Genomic DNA, 13,454 nt, shown 5'->3' with positions numbered 1-13,454 from the left:
CCGTTCTTTAACACCACCGACTCCCCAAGGCCCGATCATGCATCCGATGGTCCAATTCGCCCTGCGTGCCGCACGCAGTGCCGGCGAACAATTCCTGCGCATCCGCGAGCGAATCGAGAACTCCCACCAGGAGCCCAGCCTCGACCGCCTGCTCGAGGACGCCGCCCGCAACGCCGAGACGCTGATCGTTCGTCAGCTCGCCCGCGGCTACCCCCAGCACGGCGTCCAGGGGCGCTTCACGCCCCATCGCCCCGGCGAGGGCGAGGGCGCCGACACCCTGTGGAAGATCGAACCCTTCCACGGCTACTCCGATCTCACCGTCGCCGCCCCCGGCTTCGCCATGTCGGTGGTGTGTCTCGTCAAGGGCCGCCCGGAGCATGCGGTGGTGATCTGCCCCTTCAGCGACGACGAATACCTGGTCAGCCGCGGTCGCGGTGCCCAGCTCAACGGCAAGCGCATCCGCGTGACCAAGCGCACCGCCGTGAGCGGTACCCGCGTCGCCATGGGCCTGCCCGAGACCTGGCTGCGCCCGCGCCTGCTGCCCTCCTACCTGACCCTGGTCCAGCAGCTCGGTCCGCAGATCGAGCAGCAGCGCGCCTCCGGCAGCGGCCTGCTCGACATGGCCGACCTGGCCGCCGGGCGCGCGGATGCCGCCTTCGTGCTGGGCCTCGAGGAGCAGGACCTGCACGTCGGCTCGCTGCTGCTCAAGGAGAGCGGCGCGCTGATGGGCACCCCCGACGGGCAGCCCAGCGTCGAGGTCGAAGGGCGCCTGATGGCCGCCGGCCCACGCCTCTACAAGGCCCTGGTGCAGCAGCTCAAGCCGCACTTCTGATCCCGGCCGGCCAGTCCCGGAACACGAGGTTGCAGGCACAGCGCCTGCCCAAAGAGAACGCCCCCGCAGCCTTGGCTGCGGGGGCGTTCTCGTTTCCGGGGGAGGGGGCCGCCCTCAGGGCAGCTCCTCGGCCTCCGGGTCCTCCTTCTTGGCGGGGATCAGGTCCTCGCGCGCGAGCTTCAGCGGCAGCAGCAGGGCCGCGGAGACGTAGATGGAGGAGAAGGTGCCGACCACCACGCCGAGGATCAGCGCCACCGCGAAGTAGTGGATCATGTCGCCGCCGAGGATCACCAGCGCCAGCAGCACCAGCAGGGTGGTGCCGGAGGTCGCCAGGGTGCGCGACAGGGTCTGGTTGATGGACTCGTTGAAGATCGTCGGCATGTCATCGATCCGCGACTTGCGGATGTTCTCGCGGATGCGGTCGTAGACCACGATGGTGTCGTTGAGCGAGTAGCCGATCACCGCCAGCACCGCCGCCAGCACCGTGAGGTCGAACTCGAAGCCGAACAGCGCGAAGGCGCCGACCACGATGATCACGTCGTGCAGCAGGGCCAGCAGGGCGCCCACGGCGAACTTGTACTGGAAGCGCGCCGCGACGTAGAGCATCACGATGCCCAGCGCCACCAGCATGCCCATGCCGCTCTGGTCGCGCAGCTGGTCGCCCACCTGGGCGCCGACGAACTCGGCGCGCACCAGCGAGACGTCATGGCCGGCGTCCTGCAGGAGGGTGACGACCTGGTCGCCGACGCCGGCCTCGAAGGCCTGCTGCAGGCGGATCAGCACCTCGGTGGAGGCGCCGAAGGTCTGCACCGAGACGTCCTGGAAGCCGGTGGCCTCCAATGTCTGGCGCACCGTCTCCAGCGCCGGGGCGGTGGCGAAGCGCACCTCGACCAGGGTGCCGCCGGTGAAGTCGAGGCCCAGGTTGAGGCCCAGCGCCAGCATCGCGACCACCGAGGCCAGCAGCATCGCCACCGAGACCCCGAAGGCGATCCGGCGCTTGCCCATGAAGTCGAACTGTCGTTGTGTCAGGGATTTCATAGGCACCTCTTAAATCCAGAGCTTCTTGATGGGCTTGCCGCCGTAGCACAGGTTGACCATCGCGCGGGTCACCATCAGGGCGGTGAACAGCGAGGTCAGGATGCCCAGCGAGAGCGTCACGGCGAAGCCCTTGACCGGCCCGGTGCCGATCGAGAACAGGATCAGCGCCACCAGCAGGGTGGTGATGTTGGCATCGACGATCGAGGTGAAGGCGCGCTGGTAGCCGGCGTGGATCGCCTGCTGCACCGAGAGCCCCGTGCGCAGCTCCTCGCGGATGCGCTCGAAGATCAGCACGTTGGCGTCCACCGCCATGCCCAGCGTCAGCACGATGCCGGCGATGCCGGGCAGCGTCAGGGTGGCCCCGAGCAGCGACATGGCGGCCACCAGCAGGGTCAGGTTGAGCGCCAGGGCGACGTTGGCGAACACCCCGAAGACCTTGTAGCGCGCCAGCATGAACAGCACCACCAGCAGCAGGCCGATCTGCACCGAGAGCACGCCGCGCTCGATGTTCTCGGCGCCGAGGCTCGGCCCGATGGTGCGCTCCTGGGCGAAATAGATCGGCGCGGCCAGCGAACCGGAACGCAGCAGCAGGGCGAGCTCCGCCGCCTCGGTGGGCGAGTCGAGCCCGGTGATGCGGAAGCTGTTGCCCAGCGCGCTCTGGATGGTGGCCAGGCTGATGATGCCGCGCTCGGTGTAGGGGATGCGCTCGACCACCTCCTCGCCGTCGACCATGCGGGTGGTCTCGCGGGTCTTGTGCTCGATGAACAGCACCGCCATGTTACGGCCGATGTTGGTGCGGGTGGCGCGGTTCATCAGCGTGCCGCCGGTGCCGTCGAGGTCGATGTTGACCTGCGGGCGGCCGTTCTCGTCGAAGCTGTGGTTGGCGTTGGAGACGCTGTCGCCGGTGATGATCACGTCGCGCATCAGGTCGGCGCGGCGCCCCTCGCCGTTGCGGAAGTCGAAGGACTCGGTCTCGTTCTCCGGGGTATCCGGACGCGCCTCGAGGCGAAACTCGAGGTTGGCGGTGGCGCCGACGATGCGCTTGGCGGCCACGGTATCCTGCACGCCCGGCAGCTCCACCACGATGCGATCCGGCCCCTGGCGCTGCACCAGCGGCTCGGCCACGCCCAGCTCGTTCACCCGGTTGCGCAGGGTGGTGAGGTTCTGGTTGATGGCGTAGTCCTGGAGCTCGTCGACGGCCTGGTCGTTCATGGTCATCACCAGCCGTGCGCCGCGATCGTCGCCCTCGCTCTGGAAGGTGAACTCGGGGAATTCCCGGCTGATCAGGCGGCGGGCCTCGTCACGATCCTCCGCGTTGGCGAAGGCCATGGAGACGGTGCGGCCGTCGATCTGGGTGTCGCGGTAGCGGATCCGCTCCTCGCGCAGCTGCTCGCGCATGGCGCTGGCGTTGACCTCGAGGCGCTGCTCCAGGGCGGCGTCCATGTCGACTTCCAGCAGGAAGTGCACGCCGCCGCGCAGGTCCAGGCCCAGGGTCATGGGCGAGGCGGAGAGCGACTGCAGCCATTCGGGGGTCGATTCGGCCAGGTTCAAGGCGACCACGTAGTCGCTGCCGAGCATCTCGGCGATGCGGTCGCGGGCCTTGATCTGGTCGTCGGCGTTGTCGAGGCGGATCAGCACGCGGTTGGCGTCGCGCTCGGCCTCGGTGATCTCGATGCCGGCCTCGTCGAGGTCGTCGCGGATGCGCTCGAGCTGGCGCTCATCGATGGTGGCGTCGCCCCGCTCGCTGCTGATCTGGACTGCCGGATCCTCGGGGAAGAGGTTGGGGAGGGAGTAGACCAGGCCGGCGAGGAGGACGATGAGTATCAGCAGATACTTCCACAGGGGGTAACGGTTGAGCATGGGGCCCTGTCCTCAGGTTGCGGACGTTGGAGGCTGACAAGGCGGACCAGGCGGGCAATGAAGGAGGGAGCCGGTCGCGCGGCTCCTGCCGCACCGGCCGCAGGGCGGCCCCCGCCGCGGCCGAGGAGGGCCGGCGACGGGGGCGAAGGGCGCCCGGGTCAGATGGACTTGATGGTGCCCTTGGGCAGGACGGCGGCCACGGCATTCTTCTGCACGTTGACCTCGGTGCCGTCGGCGATTTCCATGCTCAGGAACTCGCTGTCGTCGCTCACCTTGGTGATGCGGCCCAGCATGCCGCCGCCGATGACGATCTCGTCACCCTTGGCGAGGTTGCCGATCAGCTGCTTGTGCTGCTTGGCGCGCTTGGCCTGCGGGCGCCACAGCAGGAAGTAGAAGATGGCCACGAAGCCGACCAGCATGACGATCTGGGCGATGCCGCCACCGGCCGCGCCGGCATCCTGGGCCATGGCCGGTGAAATGAAGAAGTCCAGCATGTATGACGATCTCCTGGGTGATGAACAGAGGCATGGATGGCCGGCCCGGCGGGCCGGCCATGGGTCAATTCGGTGCGGGAGGAACCGGCAGGCCGCGCTGCTTATAGAAGCCTTCCACGAAGTTCGCCAATGTACCCGCTTCGATGGCACCGCGCAAACCGGCCATCAGGCGCTGATAGTGGCGCAGGTTGTGGATGGTATTGAGCATCGAACCGAGCATCTCGCCGCAGCGATCGAGGTGGTGAAGGTAGCTGCGCGAGAAGTGCTGACAGGTGTAGCAGTCGCAGCCTTCTTCCAGCGGTCCGGTGTCGTGGCGGTGCTTGGCGTTGCGGATCTTGACCGTGCCCTCGGCGGTGAAAAGGTGGCCGTTGCGCGCGTTGCGGGTGGGCATCACGCAGTCGAACATGTCGACGCCGCGGCGCACACCCTCCACCAGGTCCTCGGGCTTGCCGACGCCCATCAGGTAGCGCGGGGTGTCCTCGGGCATCCAGGTCGGCAGGTAGTCGAGCACCTTGATCATCTCCTCCTTGGGCTCGCCCACCGAGAGGCCGCCGATGGCCAGGCCGTCGAAGCCGATCTCCAGGAGGCCCTTGAGCGAGGCCTCGCGAAGCTCGGGGTACATGCCACCCTGGATGATGCCGAACAGTGCCGAGGGCGAGTCGCCGTGGGCCTCGCGGGAGCGCTTGGCCCAGCGCAGCGAGCGCTGCATGGAGAGCTCGGCCTCCTTCTCGGTGGCCGGGTAGGGCGTGCACTCGTCGAAGATCATCACCACGTCGGAGCCCAGCGAGCGCTGCACGGCCATCGACTCCTCGGGGCCCATGAACACCTTGGCGCCGTCCACCGGCGAGCGGAAGTGCACGCCCTGCTCGGTGATCTTGCGCATGGCGCCCAGCGAGAAGACCTGGAAGCCGCCGGAGTCGGTGAGGATGGGCTTGTCCCACTGGGCGAAGTCATGCAGGTCGCCGTGGGCCTCGATCACCTCGGTACCGGGGCGCAGCCAGAGGTGGAAGGTGTTGCCGAGGATGATCTCGGCGCCGATCTCCTTGACCGACTCGGGCGTCATGCCCTTGACGGTGCCGTAGGTGCCCACCGGCATGAAGGCCGGGGTCTCCACGGTGCCCCGGGGGAAGGTCAGGCGGCCGCGCCGGGCCCGACCGTCGCTGGCCAGGCGCTCGAAGGACATGAAGCTTTCTTTACGCATGGGGAGTCTCGTTGCGCATCGGGGAGGCCCCGCGCCGGCGGCGCCTCGGGGTCCGGATGTCGTGGCTGTCGGGGGAGAGCGGGCGGCTCAGCGCGCGCGCTCCAGGAACATGGCGTCGCCGTAGCTGAAGAAGGCGTAGCCCTCGGCCACCGCCTCCCGGTAGGCCGCCATCGTCGTATCAAAGCCGGCGAAGGACGACACCAGCATCAGCAGGGTCGACTCCGGCAGGTGGAAGTTGGTCACCAGGGCATCGACCACCCGCCATTCATAGCCCGGGTAGATGAAGATGTCGGTCTCGCCGCGGTAGGGGGCGATCTCGCCCCCTTGTTGACGATCAGCGCCGCTCTTCAGGCAGGCCGATTCGAGGCAGCGCACGCTGGTGGTGCCCACCGCGATCACCCGGCGACCCGCGGCGCGGGCGCGACGCACCTGCTCGCAGGCGGTCTCGTCCACCTCGATCCACTCGCTGTGCATGTGGTGCTCGCGGATGTCGTCGGCGCGCACTGGCTGGAAGGTGCCGGCGCCGACGTGCAGGGTGACGTAGGCGCTCTCCACGCCCTTCTCGGCCAGGGCCGCCAGCAGCGGCTCGTCGAAGTGCAGCCCGGCGGTGGGCGCGGCCACCGCGCCGTCGCGCCGCGCGTAGACGGTCTGGTAGCGCTCGCGGTCGGCCAGCTCGTCCTCGCGGGTGATGTAGGGCGGCAGCGGCATGTGGCCGTGGGCCTCGAGCAGCGCGATCAGCGGCGTCTCGCCCAGGAAACGCAGCTCGAACAGGGCGTCCTGGCGGCCCTCCACCACGGCGCGGATGTCGCCCTCGAAGAGGATCTCGGTGCCCGGCTTCGGCGACTTGCTCGAGCGCAGGTGCGCGAGGCCGCGATGGGCGTCCAGCGGGCGCTCGAGCAGCATCTCCACCTTGCCGCCGCTGGCCTTGTGGCCGTGCAGGCGGGCGGGAATCACCCGGGTGTCGTTGAACACCAGCAGGTCGCCGGGCTCGAGCAGCTCGATCAGGTCGGGGAAGCGGCGGTGCGCAAGCTGGCCGCTCGCGCCATCGACGCACAGCAGGCGGCAGTCGCTGCGCTGTTCGGAGGGGTAGCGCGCGATCAGCGCCTCGGGGAGCTCGTAGTGGAAGTCGGCACGCTGCATGAGACGTTTCGGTCCGGAAGAGGGGCGTCGTGGGCGGCTCGCGGTGAGCCGCGCAAAGCCCGCTAGGATACCGTCTCGACGCGGCGAAGTCAGCCGGCCGATTGACCTGCCCCGGCGCCCACGTATAATGCCCCTCGCGTTGCCGGCGTGGCGGAATTGGTAGACGCAGCGGATTCAAAATCCGCCGGGGGCAACCTCTTGTCGGTTCGAGTCCGACCGCCGGTACCAGCACCACCACGCCCTCAGCGGCGCCTCCCCAGCATCACCCTCATCTCGATACTTCGATTCCCGCGCCTTCCCTCAAGCGCGGCGTCTTCGCGTGCCCGCTCAGTCGACGCTGGTATCGCGAAAGCCGGCGTTGATCAGGCAGTAGAGCCCGTAGCCGAAGAGCCCGAGGGCCACCGCGCCGAGCAGCCAGGGGCCGAAGGGCTGGGCGGCGAGCACGGTCAGGGCGCCGCCGAGGCCCTGGGCCTGGCTGGGGTCGGTTCGCCAGGCGGCGATGCAGAGGAACAGGCCGATGATCAGGAAGACCACCCCGCGCGCCGAGAGCCCCCAGCGGGTGATGCCCTCGAAGAGGCGGCGCTGGCCGGAGCTCATCTGTCGGTGATGCCAGTTGTCGAGGTAGGTGCGGGCGAAAGCGCGCCATAACTGGCGCAGGCCGATCCCCAGGAACACCAGGCCGACGGCGAAGACCAGGATGACGCCTCCCTGGTGGCTCATCAGCAGGGCGGTACGGTCCTGCGTCTCGGCCTCGCCCGACGACATCGCCGCATTGCGCAGCAGGTCGAGGCAGTAGACCCCGAGACTGGCGTGGATGAGGCTGCTGATCGTGAAGCCCAGGCGCGTGACGAGCCCCTTGGGTCCGCGGCCGACCTCCTCGGTATCCAGCAGTGCCTGCAGCAGCCGCCAGAGGGCGTAGGCGAAGAGCCCGGCCCCGAGCAGCCCCAGCATGGTGTCGCCGAAGGGCTGATGCACCAGCTGGTTGAGGGCCTCCTTGGTACCGGCATGGCCCCCGCCCAGGCCGGTCGCGGCCAGCACGGCCAAGCCCCCGACCAGCAGGTAGACGATGCCCTTGGCGACATAGCCGACGCGCGCCGCGAGGGCGAGGCCCTGCTTGAGGCGTCTCTTCGGATAAGGGGGTGGGGCTGCCATGGGAGCTCCGAGGCGCCGAGGGCGCCGTTGGGAAGGGGGATCAGGCCAGGCCGACGATGACCAGGGCCAGGGTGCCGAAGGTCAGCAAGTAGCCTAGCAGGGCCATCAGGCCGTCGTGGGCGAGCAGCGCCAGGGCGAACAGCGTCAGGGCGAGCCCGGCGCCGTTGGCGGTGAAGGGCACCACCTCCATGGGCGGCATGGCCAGGGCGATCAGCAGGCTGGTCAGGGCCACGGCGATGTGCGCCGGGGGGCGGGTGAGCAGCGTCAGGCGCGGCTTGAGCAGGCGGTCGATCCAGTGCGCCGGTCGCTGCATCCAGCGCACCACCGCGACGAAGCGCGCCCGGGAGACCCGGCGGCGCAGCAGCCAGCCCGGCAGCCAGATGTGCTCCCGGCCGGCCAGCAGCTGCACGCCGGCGAGCACCACCAGCATCGCCATCAGGGTGGGCACGCCGGGAATGTCGCCGATCAGCGGCGCCAGGGTGACGAGTCCCGCCACCAGCAGGAAGGGGGCGAAGGAGCGCCGCCCGAGGCTATCGAGGATCGCCTCGAGGCTGACGCTGTCGGCATGGCGCCCGGCCCGCTGGACCCGCGCCAGCAGCCGGCTCAGGTCGCCCGGGGCGCTCTGCGACTCGGGGTCGGTGGCCTCACCGGCCATGGCGCTTGCGCGTCCACAGCAGCAGGGCACCGAGCAGCAGGAGCGCGGGGCCGACGAAACCGACCGGGCTCTGGGTCTGCCAGCCGATGAGGGGCAGCAGGGCGCCGAGTATCAGCAGGGCGATGGCCAGGGTGCGAACCGACATGGTGGGCTCTCCGTACGGGTGTCCGGCCAGTGTAACTGCCTGATCGCCCGGGCTGCAGCTTCCCGATGACCGGCTCGTGGAGGGACTGTCGCCGCCTGACGGGATGGCGTAGAGTAACCGATTCACAGTCCTTCGCCCTTTCGTCGGTGGAGGGCTGTTTTCGTTGGCAACCCCGCAAGCGTGCACTCAACGTTGACGGTGTCCTGGAGGCCTTATGACGACGCGTCCCCCCCTTATCATCAACCGGCTCGATGCCGAGCGGCTGCAGCGACTCATCGACGATGCCGACGACGACACCCTGGCGGTGGCCGAGGCCCTCGAGGAGGAGCTGGCGCGTGGCGAGGTCGTCGACCCGGAGCAGGTCCCCGAGGACGTGGTCAGCATGTGCAGCCAGGTGCAGTTCACCGACCTGGAGCGTGACCGCCAGATCATCCGTACCCTGGTCTATCCCCATGCGCTGGGCACCACCGAGGACGGCATCTCGGTGATGGCGCCGGTGGGCGCGGCGCTGCTGGGTCTGCGCATCGGCGATACCATCGCCTGGCCGCTGCCGGGGGGGCGCGAGTCGCGGCTGCGCATCGATGCCATCCTCTGGCAGCCCGAGCGGGAAGGCCAGTTTCACCGGTAGGCGCCTGTCATGCCTCTCCCGCCGCTGTTCAAGTCCGGTCGATCACTCGGGCCGGCGACCTCACCTTGCAGAGCATCACGGCGTTGTGTATCGGGGTTCCGGAGGCCTCGAGGCGATCGCCATGGCCTCGTCCAGGCTGGTGGCCACCGCATCCCAGGGCAGCGTCGAGCCGGCGTGGTGGCAGTGGTAGAGTGCGTCGCCATCGATCTCGACACGATGGATGTCGTTGCCTTGAGCGTCCTGCCACCAGTCGGCATGGACGTGCTGCCAGCTGGATGCGAGTGGGGTGGCAATGGCGATTGTCATGGCGGCGGTCTCTCTTCGAGTATCTTGTAGGGGCGCTGGCTCAGGATGCTTGTCAGTATGTGCAGGTGAGAGTCTTGCCGGCCGTGCCAGCGGGAGCGGGAATCGAGTCTGGGGTTACACGATTCCCTAGTCTCTCAGGCTAGTATAAAAACAGTGTTTGTAAACACTGTTCCCTAACTATTGACGCTAGTGTTCTGCGGCTCGGTGATCAGCGAGAATAGCCGTGAATCACAGCAATGCCCGAGATTCAGGAGGCGGTACATGCCCTTTTCGTTATGGCTCTCGCTGGCTGCGGTCTGCGCCATGGGTGCCATGTCGCCCGGCCCGAGCCTGGCGATGGTGCTGCGCCACACCCTGGGCGGCGGGCGGATGCCGGGCGTCTCGGCGGCGCTCGCCCATGCCCTGGGGGTGGGCCTCTATGCCCTGTTGACGGTCTGGGGGCTGGGCGCGGTGATCGTGCGCCTGCCGGCGCTGTTCCAGGTGATCACCTGGGCGGGGGCCGCCTACCTGGCGTGGCTCGGCATCAAGGCCCTGATGGCCGGCCGGGCGGGGGCCCTGAACGCCACGGGCAGCGCCACCAGTCGCCGCCAGGCCGCCCGCGAGGGCATGCTGGTGGCCCTGGCCAACCCCAAGCTGATCCTCTTCTTCGTCGCGCTGCTCAGCCAGTTCGTCACGCCGGAGATGAGCCTGGCCGCCAAGGCGCTCGTGGTCGGCACGGCGATGGTCATCGATGCCGGCTGGTACGTGCTGGTGGCGGTGGGCCTGTCGCACTCGCGGGTGCTGCCGTGGCTGCAGGCGCGAGCCCACTGGCTCAATCGCCTCACCGGCCTGCTGCTGCTGGCGCTGGCAGCGCGGGTGGTGGCGGGGCCGCTCGGCTGAAGCCGTCGACCGATCCCGTCGACTGATAGTTTCGAGTGAACCACTTGGCTAATTCTCTCGACGGAATCCCAACGTTGATTGGCATGATGCACCTTGAACCGGTGAGTCAGGCGTTTTGCTGATAGGCTGAAAGCGAGTCTACTGGCTGGAATCATCCTGGATGAACGATCTGACAATGCAGGCCTCGCGGCTGGCCGTGGTGCTCGAGGAGGACCCCGATGCCGCCGCCACGCTCTCCTTGCAGCTGCGTACTCTGGGAATGGAATCTCGCTACTGCCGTCAGGGCCAGCACCTGATCGGCGAAGTCGTCGCGCGCCGCCCCCATCTGGTCATCATGGCCCTGGAGTTCGGCCAGCACGATGGCTTCGCCATGCTGCGCCGGCTCGCCGAGAGCGGCTACCGCGGCCGGGTGCTGCTGCTCAGCGGGGTCGAGCGCAAGATCGTGCGTATCGCCGAGCGGCTGGGGCAGGCCCTGGGGCTGACGATGCTGCCCTCGCTGGACAAGCCGATGCGGCTCTCCGACCTGCGCCGGCGGCTCGAGTCCCAGGCCGCGGACGGGGAGCCCGATGCGCTCCATCCGTGTCGCCTCGAGGAGCTGGATCGGGCCTTCGCCCGCCAGGAGATCACCCTCCACTATCAGCCCCAGTTCGAGCTCACCACCGGTCGCCTGAGCGGCGTCGAGGCGCTGGTGCGCTGGGCCCATCCCGACGCGGGCCTGCTGGTGCCCGGCCGCTTCCTGCCGTTGCTGACCCCCGACCAGAACCGCCACCTGACGCGCCGCGTGCTGCAACTGGCCCTCGAGGATGCCCATCGCTGGCGTCGGTCGGGGCTCTCCCTGTCGCTATCGGTCAACGTCACCGCCGACGACCTGATGTGCCCGGAGCTGCTGTCGCTGGTCAGCGAGGGGCGCCGCTCCCTGGGGGATGCGCCGGTGGTGCTGGAGATCACCGAGACGGCGGCCATGGAGGACGAGCTGCTCGGCGGCGAGGTCGCGGCCCGGCTGCACCTGAGCGGCCTGGAGGTCTCGGTGGATGACTTCGGGGTGGGCTTCTCGTCATTGGCGCGGCTGCAGCTGCTGCCGATCAGCGAGCTCAAGGTCGACCGCAGCTTCGTCAGTCGCCTGCTCGAGGACCCTCAGGACGCCGCCATCGTCGAGGCGGTGGCGCTGCTCGGTCGCCGGCTGGGCATCCGGGTGGTGGCCGAGGGGATCGAGGACCTCGCCTGCCTGCCGACCCTGGAGCGCTTCGGCTGCACCCACGTTCAGGGCTTCGGCCTGGGGCGGCCGATGCCGGCCGCCGAGATCCTGGCGCTGGCCGGCGCTCAGTCGCCGATTCGTGCCAGCAGCGCCGCCAGCGGGGCGTCGCCTGGCAGCACGCCGTAGGCCGGGCCGGCCTCGCCGCCCAGCCGCGAGCGACAGAAGGTCTCGGCCACCGCCGGCGGGCCGTGGCACAGCAGCAGCGCCCCCTGCAGGCACTGGGCGAGGCGCTGGGCCAGCCAGCGGGCGCGGGGCTCCAGCCTCTCCGGCGCCGCGCCAAGCTCGACTTCCAGCTGGGCCCAGGCACGGTCGAGATCGGCCTGGCGGCCGCGCGCTGCGACTATCTCCTCCCGCACCGCCTCAAGTGACGCCGGATGACGCGCCAGCACCCGCAGCAGGTCCAGGCAGATCACGTTCCCCGAGCCCTCCCAGATCGAATTGACCGGCGCCTCGCGGTAGAGCCGGGCGAGCGGCGTCTCCTCGACGTAGCCGATGCCGCCCAGGCACTCCATGGCCTCGGCCATGAAGGCGGGGGTGCGCTTGTTGTGCCAGTACTTGGCCAGGGTGGGCAGCAGCCGCGCCAGGGCGGCCTCGCTCGCCTCGCCGCGGGCCGCACCGTCGAAGGCCCGGGCGGCGCGCAGCGAGAGCGCCAGACCGGCCTCCACCTCCATGGCCATGTCGGCCAGCAGCACCCGCATCAGCGGCTGGTCGGCCAGGGCGCGGCCGAAGGCGTGACGCTCGCTCACGTGCCGCCAGGCCTCGACCAGGGCCTGGCGCATCATGCCCACCGGGGCGGTGGCGGCATCGAGCCGGGTCTGCTGGACCATCGCCAGAATGGTGGCGATGCCGCGTCCGGGTTCGCCGATCGCCTCGGCCCAGGCGCCGCGGTACTCGATCTCCGCCGAGGCGTTGGCGTGGTTGCCGCACTTCTCCTTGAGGCGCTGCAGCTCGATGGCGTTGCGCCCGCCCTCGGGGGTGAAGCGCGGCACCAGAAAGCACGACAGACCCTCGTCGGTCTGGGCCAGCGTCAGGAAGGCATCGGACATCGGGGCGCTGCAGAACCACTTGTGGCCGGTCAGCCGCCAGCCGTCACTCCCCGAGGGGGAGTCGGGCTCGGCTCGTGTGGCCGCGAGGGGGTCGGCTCGCGTTGAGTTGCTCCGCACATCGCTGCCGCCCTGCTTCTCGGTCATCGCCATGCCGACGGTAAGCCCGCTCTTCTCGGTGGCCGGCCGCGCGCGCGGGTCGTAGTCCCAGGCCAGCAGGCCCGGGGCCCAGCGAGCCTCGACGGCGGGCGACTGGCGCAGCGCCGGCAGGGCGGCGTGGGTCATGGTGATCGGGCAGCAGAACCCGGGCTCGGCCTGGGTCAGCAGGTAGAGGGCGGCGACGTGAGCCTGATGGCCGCCGCGCCCCTCCTCCTGCCAGGCCACGGCGTGCCAGCCGTGGTCGATGGCGAGATGCATCAGGGCGTGATAGGCCGGGTGATAGCGCACCTCGTCGAGCCGCCGGCCATGGCGGTCGAACAGGCGCAGCTCCGGCGGGTGGCGGTTGGCGGCCTCGCCCAGCGCCTGGACCTCCTCGCTGCCGGCCTCGCGCCCCAGGGGCGCCAGGCGCCTGGCCACCCACGCCGGCGCCTCCCGGGCCAGCGCCTCGCCGAGCGGGGTGTCCTCGGTGAGCAGGTCGCGGGCGCCCGGCGGGGCGGGCTGGTTGGTCACCCGATGGGTCGCGAGGCGGGTGCGGGCGGCGGCGTCGGACATGGTCGAGCTCCGCGTGTGGGGGCTCACCTGAGCATGGTCGGCGCCCCGCGGGCGGTCAACGGCCGGCGTGACGCTTCGGCCGCGACTGGTTAGGCTGAAGGCAATTTCACTGGAG

14 protein-coding genes and 1 tRNA gene are annotated in these 13,454 nt (G+C 69.6%); 5 read left to right on the top strand and 10 right to left on the bottom strand.

Features of this window, described 5'->3' with window-relative positions; genetic code table 11:
• Positions 1-37: 37 nt before the first annotated feature.
• Entirely contained in the window at positions 38-832 is a 795-nt protein-coding gene (locus ACGTNG_RS02895; protein WP_394575370.1) for an inositol monophosphatase family protein, read from the top strand.
• A gap of 114 nt (positions 833-946) precedes the next feature.
• Here ACGTNG_RS02895 and secF read toward each other — a convergent pair whose 3' ends face one another.
• From secF to queA, 5 genes are all read right to left on the bottom strand, one after another.
• Positions 947-1,870 (bottom strand): protein translocase subunit SecF, encoded by a 924-nt coding sequence (gene secF / locus ACGTNG_RS02890; protein ID WP_394575369.1) that lies wholly within the window; start codon positions 1,868-1,870, stop codon positions 947-949.
• Between the two features lie 9 nt (positions 1,871-1,879).
• Positions 1,880-3,730: a protein translocase subunit SecD gene (secD, locus tag ACGTNG_RS02885; RefSeq protein WP_394575368.1), complete on the bottom strand. Its 1,851-nt coding sequence runs from the start codon at positions 3,728-3,730 to the stop codon at positions 1,880-1,882.
• A gap of 158 nt (positions 3,731-3,888) precedes the next feature.
• The gene (yajC, locus tag ACGTNG_RS02880; RefSeq protein WP_394575367.1) at positions 3,889-4,224 is read right to left on the bottom strand and encodes a preprotein translocase subunit YajC; all 336 of its coding nucleotides are present in this window, start codon (positions 4,222-4,224) and stop codon (positions 3,889-3,891) included.
• A 64-nt stretch (positions 4,225-4,288) separates the two neighbouring features.
• The gene (gene tgt, locus ACGTNG_RS02875; RefSeq protein WP_444875018.1) at positions 4,289-5,407 is read right to left on the bottom strand and encodes a tRNA guanosine(34) transglycosylase Tgt; all 1,119 of its coding nucleotides are present in this window, start codon (positions 5,405-5,407) and stop codon (positions 4,289-4,291) included.
• A gap of 105 nt (positions 5,408-5,512) precedes the next feature.
• Positions 5,513-6,565, bottom strand: coding sequence for a tRNA preQ1(34) S-adenosylmethionine ribosyltransferase-isomerase QueA (gene queA / locus ACGTNG_RS02870; protein ID WP_394575365.1), 1,053 nt, complete (start codon positions 6,563-6,565; stop codon positions 5,513-5,515).
• Positions 6,566-6,706: 141 nt separating this feature from the next.
• Between queA and ACGTNG_RS02865 the strand changes: the two genes are divergently transcribed.
• A tRNA-Leu gene (locus ACGTNG_RS02865) sits at positions 6,707-6,793 on the top strand.
• 99 nt (positions 6,794-6,892) lie between these two features.
• On the opposite strand, the gene ACGTNG_RS02860 is transcribed toward ACGTNG_RS02865, so the two are convergent.
• The 3 genes from ACGTNG_RS02860 to ACGTNG_RS02850 are packed head-to-tail and all read right to left on the bottom strand — an operon-like array spanning position 6,893 to position 8,517.
• On the bottom strand, positions 6,893-7,717 hold the full coding sequence (locus ACGTNG_RS02860) for a DUF1206 domain-containing protein (RefSeq protein ID WP_394575364.1): 825 nt from the start codon (positions 7,715-7,717) through the stop codon (positions 6,893-6,895).
• A gap of 40 nt (positions 7,718-7,757) precedes the next feature.
• On the bottom strand, positions 7,758-8,372 hold the full coding sequence (locus ACGTNG_RS02855; RefSeq protein WP_394575363.1) for an exopolysaccharide biosynthesis protein: 615 nt from the start codon (positions 8,370-8,372) through the stop codon (positions 7,758-7,760).
• Positions 8,362-8,517 carry a hypothetical protein gene (locus ACGTNG_RS02850; protein ID WP_394575362.1) on the bottom strand — a complete coding sequence of 52 codons (156 nt, stop codon included), beginning with the start codon at positions 8,515-8,517 and terminating at the stop codon, positions 8,362-8,364. The genes ACGTNG_RS02855 and ACGTNG_RS02850 overlap by 11 nt, the downstream gene beginning before the upstream one ends.
• 214 nt (positions 8,518-8,731) lie before the next feature.
• Here ACGTNG_RS02850 and rnk point away from each other — a divergent pair, with 214 nt between their 5' ends.
• Positions 8,732-9,145: a nucleoside diphosphate kinase regulator gene (rnk, locus tag ACGTNG_RS02845; RefSeq protein ID WP_394575361.1), complete on the top strand. Its 414-nt coding sequence runs from the start codon at positions 8,732-8,734 to the stop codon at positions 9,143-9,145.
• 75 nt (positions 9,146-9,220) lie between these two features.
• On the opposite strand, the gene ACGTNG_RS02840 is transcribed toward rnk, so the two are convergent.
• Entirely contained in the window at positions 9,221-9,451 is a 231-nt protein-coding gene (locus tag ACGTNG_RS02840) for a hypothetical protein (protein WP_394575360.1), read from the bottom strand.
• Between the two features lie 261 nt (positions 9,452-9,712).
• Here ACGTNG_RS02840 and ACGTNG_RS02835 point away from each other — a divergent pair, with 261 nt between their 5' ends.
• Both ACGTNG_RS02835 and ACGTNG_RS02830 read left to right on the top strand, forming a co-directional pair.
• Complete coding sequence (locus ACGTNG_RS02835; RefSeq protein ID WP_394575359.1) at positions 9,713-10,330, top strand: LysE family translocator; 618 nt, start codon at positions 9,713-9,715, stop codon at positions 10,328-10,330.
• Positions 10,331-10,490: 160 nt separating this feature from the next.
• Positions 10,491-11,711 carry an EAL domain-containing response regulator gene (locus ACGTNG_RS02830; protein ID WP_394575358.1) on the top strand — a complete coding sequence of 407 codons (1,221 nt, stop codon included), beginning with the start codon at positions 10,491-10,493 and terminating at the stop codon, positions 11,709-11,711.
• Here ACGTNG_RS02830 and ACGTNG_RS02825 read toward each other — a convergent pair.
• Positions 11,651-13,339, bottom strand: coding sequence for an acyl-CoA dehydrogenase family protein (locus tag ACGTNG_RS02825; protein WP_394575357.1), 1,689 nt, complete (start codon positions 13,337-13,339; stop codon positions 11,651-11,653). The genes ACGTNG_RS02830 and ACGTNG_RS02825 overlap by 61 nt on opposite strands.
• Positions 13,340-13,454 lie beyond the last annotated feature (115 nt).

It is taken from the genome of Halomonas sp. B23F22_3 (assembly GCF_043496965.1).
In the GTDB taxonomy this organism is placed as follows: Bacteria; Pseudomonadota; Gammaproteobacteria; order Pseudomonadales; family Halomonadaceae; genus Halomonas.
This window is presented reverse-complemented; position numbering and strand designations above follow the sequence as displayed.

Excerpts from the sequence above, each read along its gene's own strand:
- ACGTNG_RS02850 (WP_394575362.1), bottom strand. The coding sequence starts at position 8,517 with ATGTCGGTTCGCACCCTGGCCATCGCCCTGCTGATACTCGGCGCCCTG.
- secF (WP_394575369.1), bottom strand. The coding sequence starts at position 1,870 with ATGAAATCCCTGACACAACGACAGTTCGACTTCATGGGCAAGCGCCGG.
- ACGTNG_RS02835 (WP_394575359.1), top strand. The coding sequence starts at position 9,713 with ATGCCCTTTTCGTTATGGCTCTCGCTGGCTGCGGTCTGCGCCATGGGT.
- ACGTNG_RS02855 (WP_394575363.1), bottom strand. The coding sequence starts at position 8,372 with ATGGCCGGTGAGGCCACCGACCCCGAGTCGCAGAGCGCCCCGGGCGAC.
- rnk (WP_394575361.1), top strand. The coding sequence starts at position 8,732 with ATGACGACGCGTCCCCCCCTTATCATCAACCGGCTCGATGCCGAGCGG.
- ACGTNG_RS02895 (WP_394575370.1), top strand. The coding sequence starts at position 38 with ATGCATCCGATGGTCCAATTCGCCCTGCGTGCCGCACGCAGTGCCGGC.
- ACGTNG_RS02830 (WP_394575358.1), top strand. The coding sequence starts at position 10,491 with ATGAACGATCTGACAATGCAGGCCTCGCGGCTGGCCGTGGTGCTCGAG.
- queA (WP_394575365.1), bottom strand. The coding sequence starts at position 6,565 with ATGCAGCGTGCCGACTTCCACTACGAGCTCCCCGAGGCGCTGATCGCG.
- tgt (WP_444875018.1), bottom strand. The coding sequence starts at position 5,407 with ATGTCCTTCGAGCGCCTGGCCAGCGACGGTCGGGCCCGGCGCGGCCGC.
- ACGTNG_RS02840 (WP_394575360.1), bottom strand. The coding sequence starts at position 9,451 with ATGACAATCGCCATTGCCACCCCACTCGCATCCAGCTGGCAGCACGTC.
- ACGTNG_RS02825 (WP_394575357.1), bottom strand. The coding sequence starts at position 13,339 with ATGTCCGACGCCGCCGCCCGCACCCGCCTCGCGACCCATCGGGTGACC.
- yajC (WP_394575367.1), bottom strand. The coding sequence starts at position 4,224 with ATGCTGGACTTCTTCATTTCACCGGCCATGGCCCAGGATGCCGGCGCG.
- ACGTNG_RS02860 (WP_394575364.1), bottom strand. The coding sequence starts at position 7,717 with ATGGCAGCCCCACCCCCTTATCCGAAGAGACGCCTCAAGCAGGGCCTC.
- secD (WP_394575368.1), bottom strand. The coding sequence starts at position 3,730 with ATGCTCAACCGTTACCCCCTGTGGAAGTATCTGCTGATACTCATCGTC.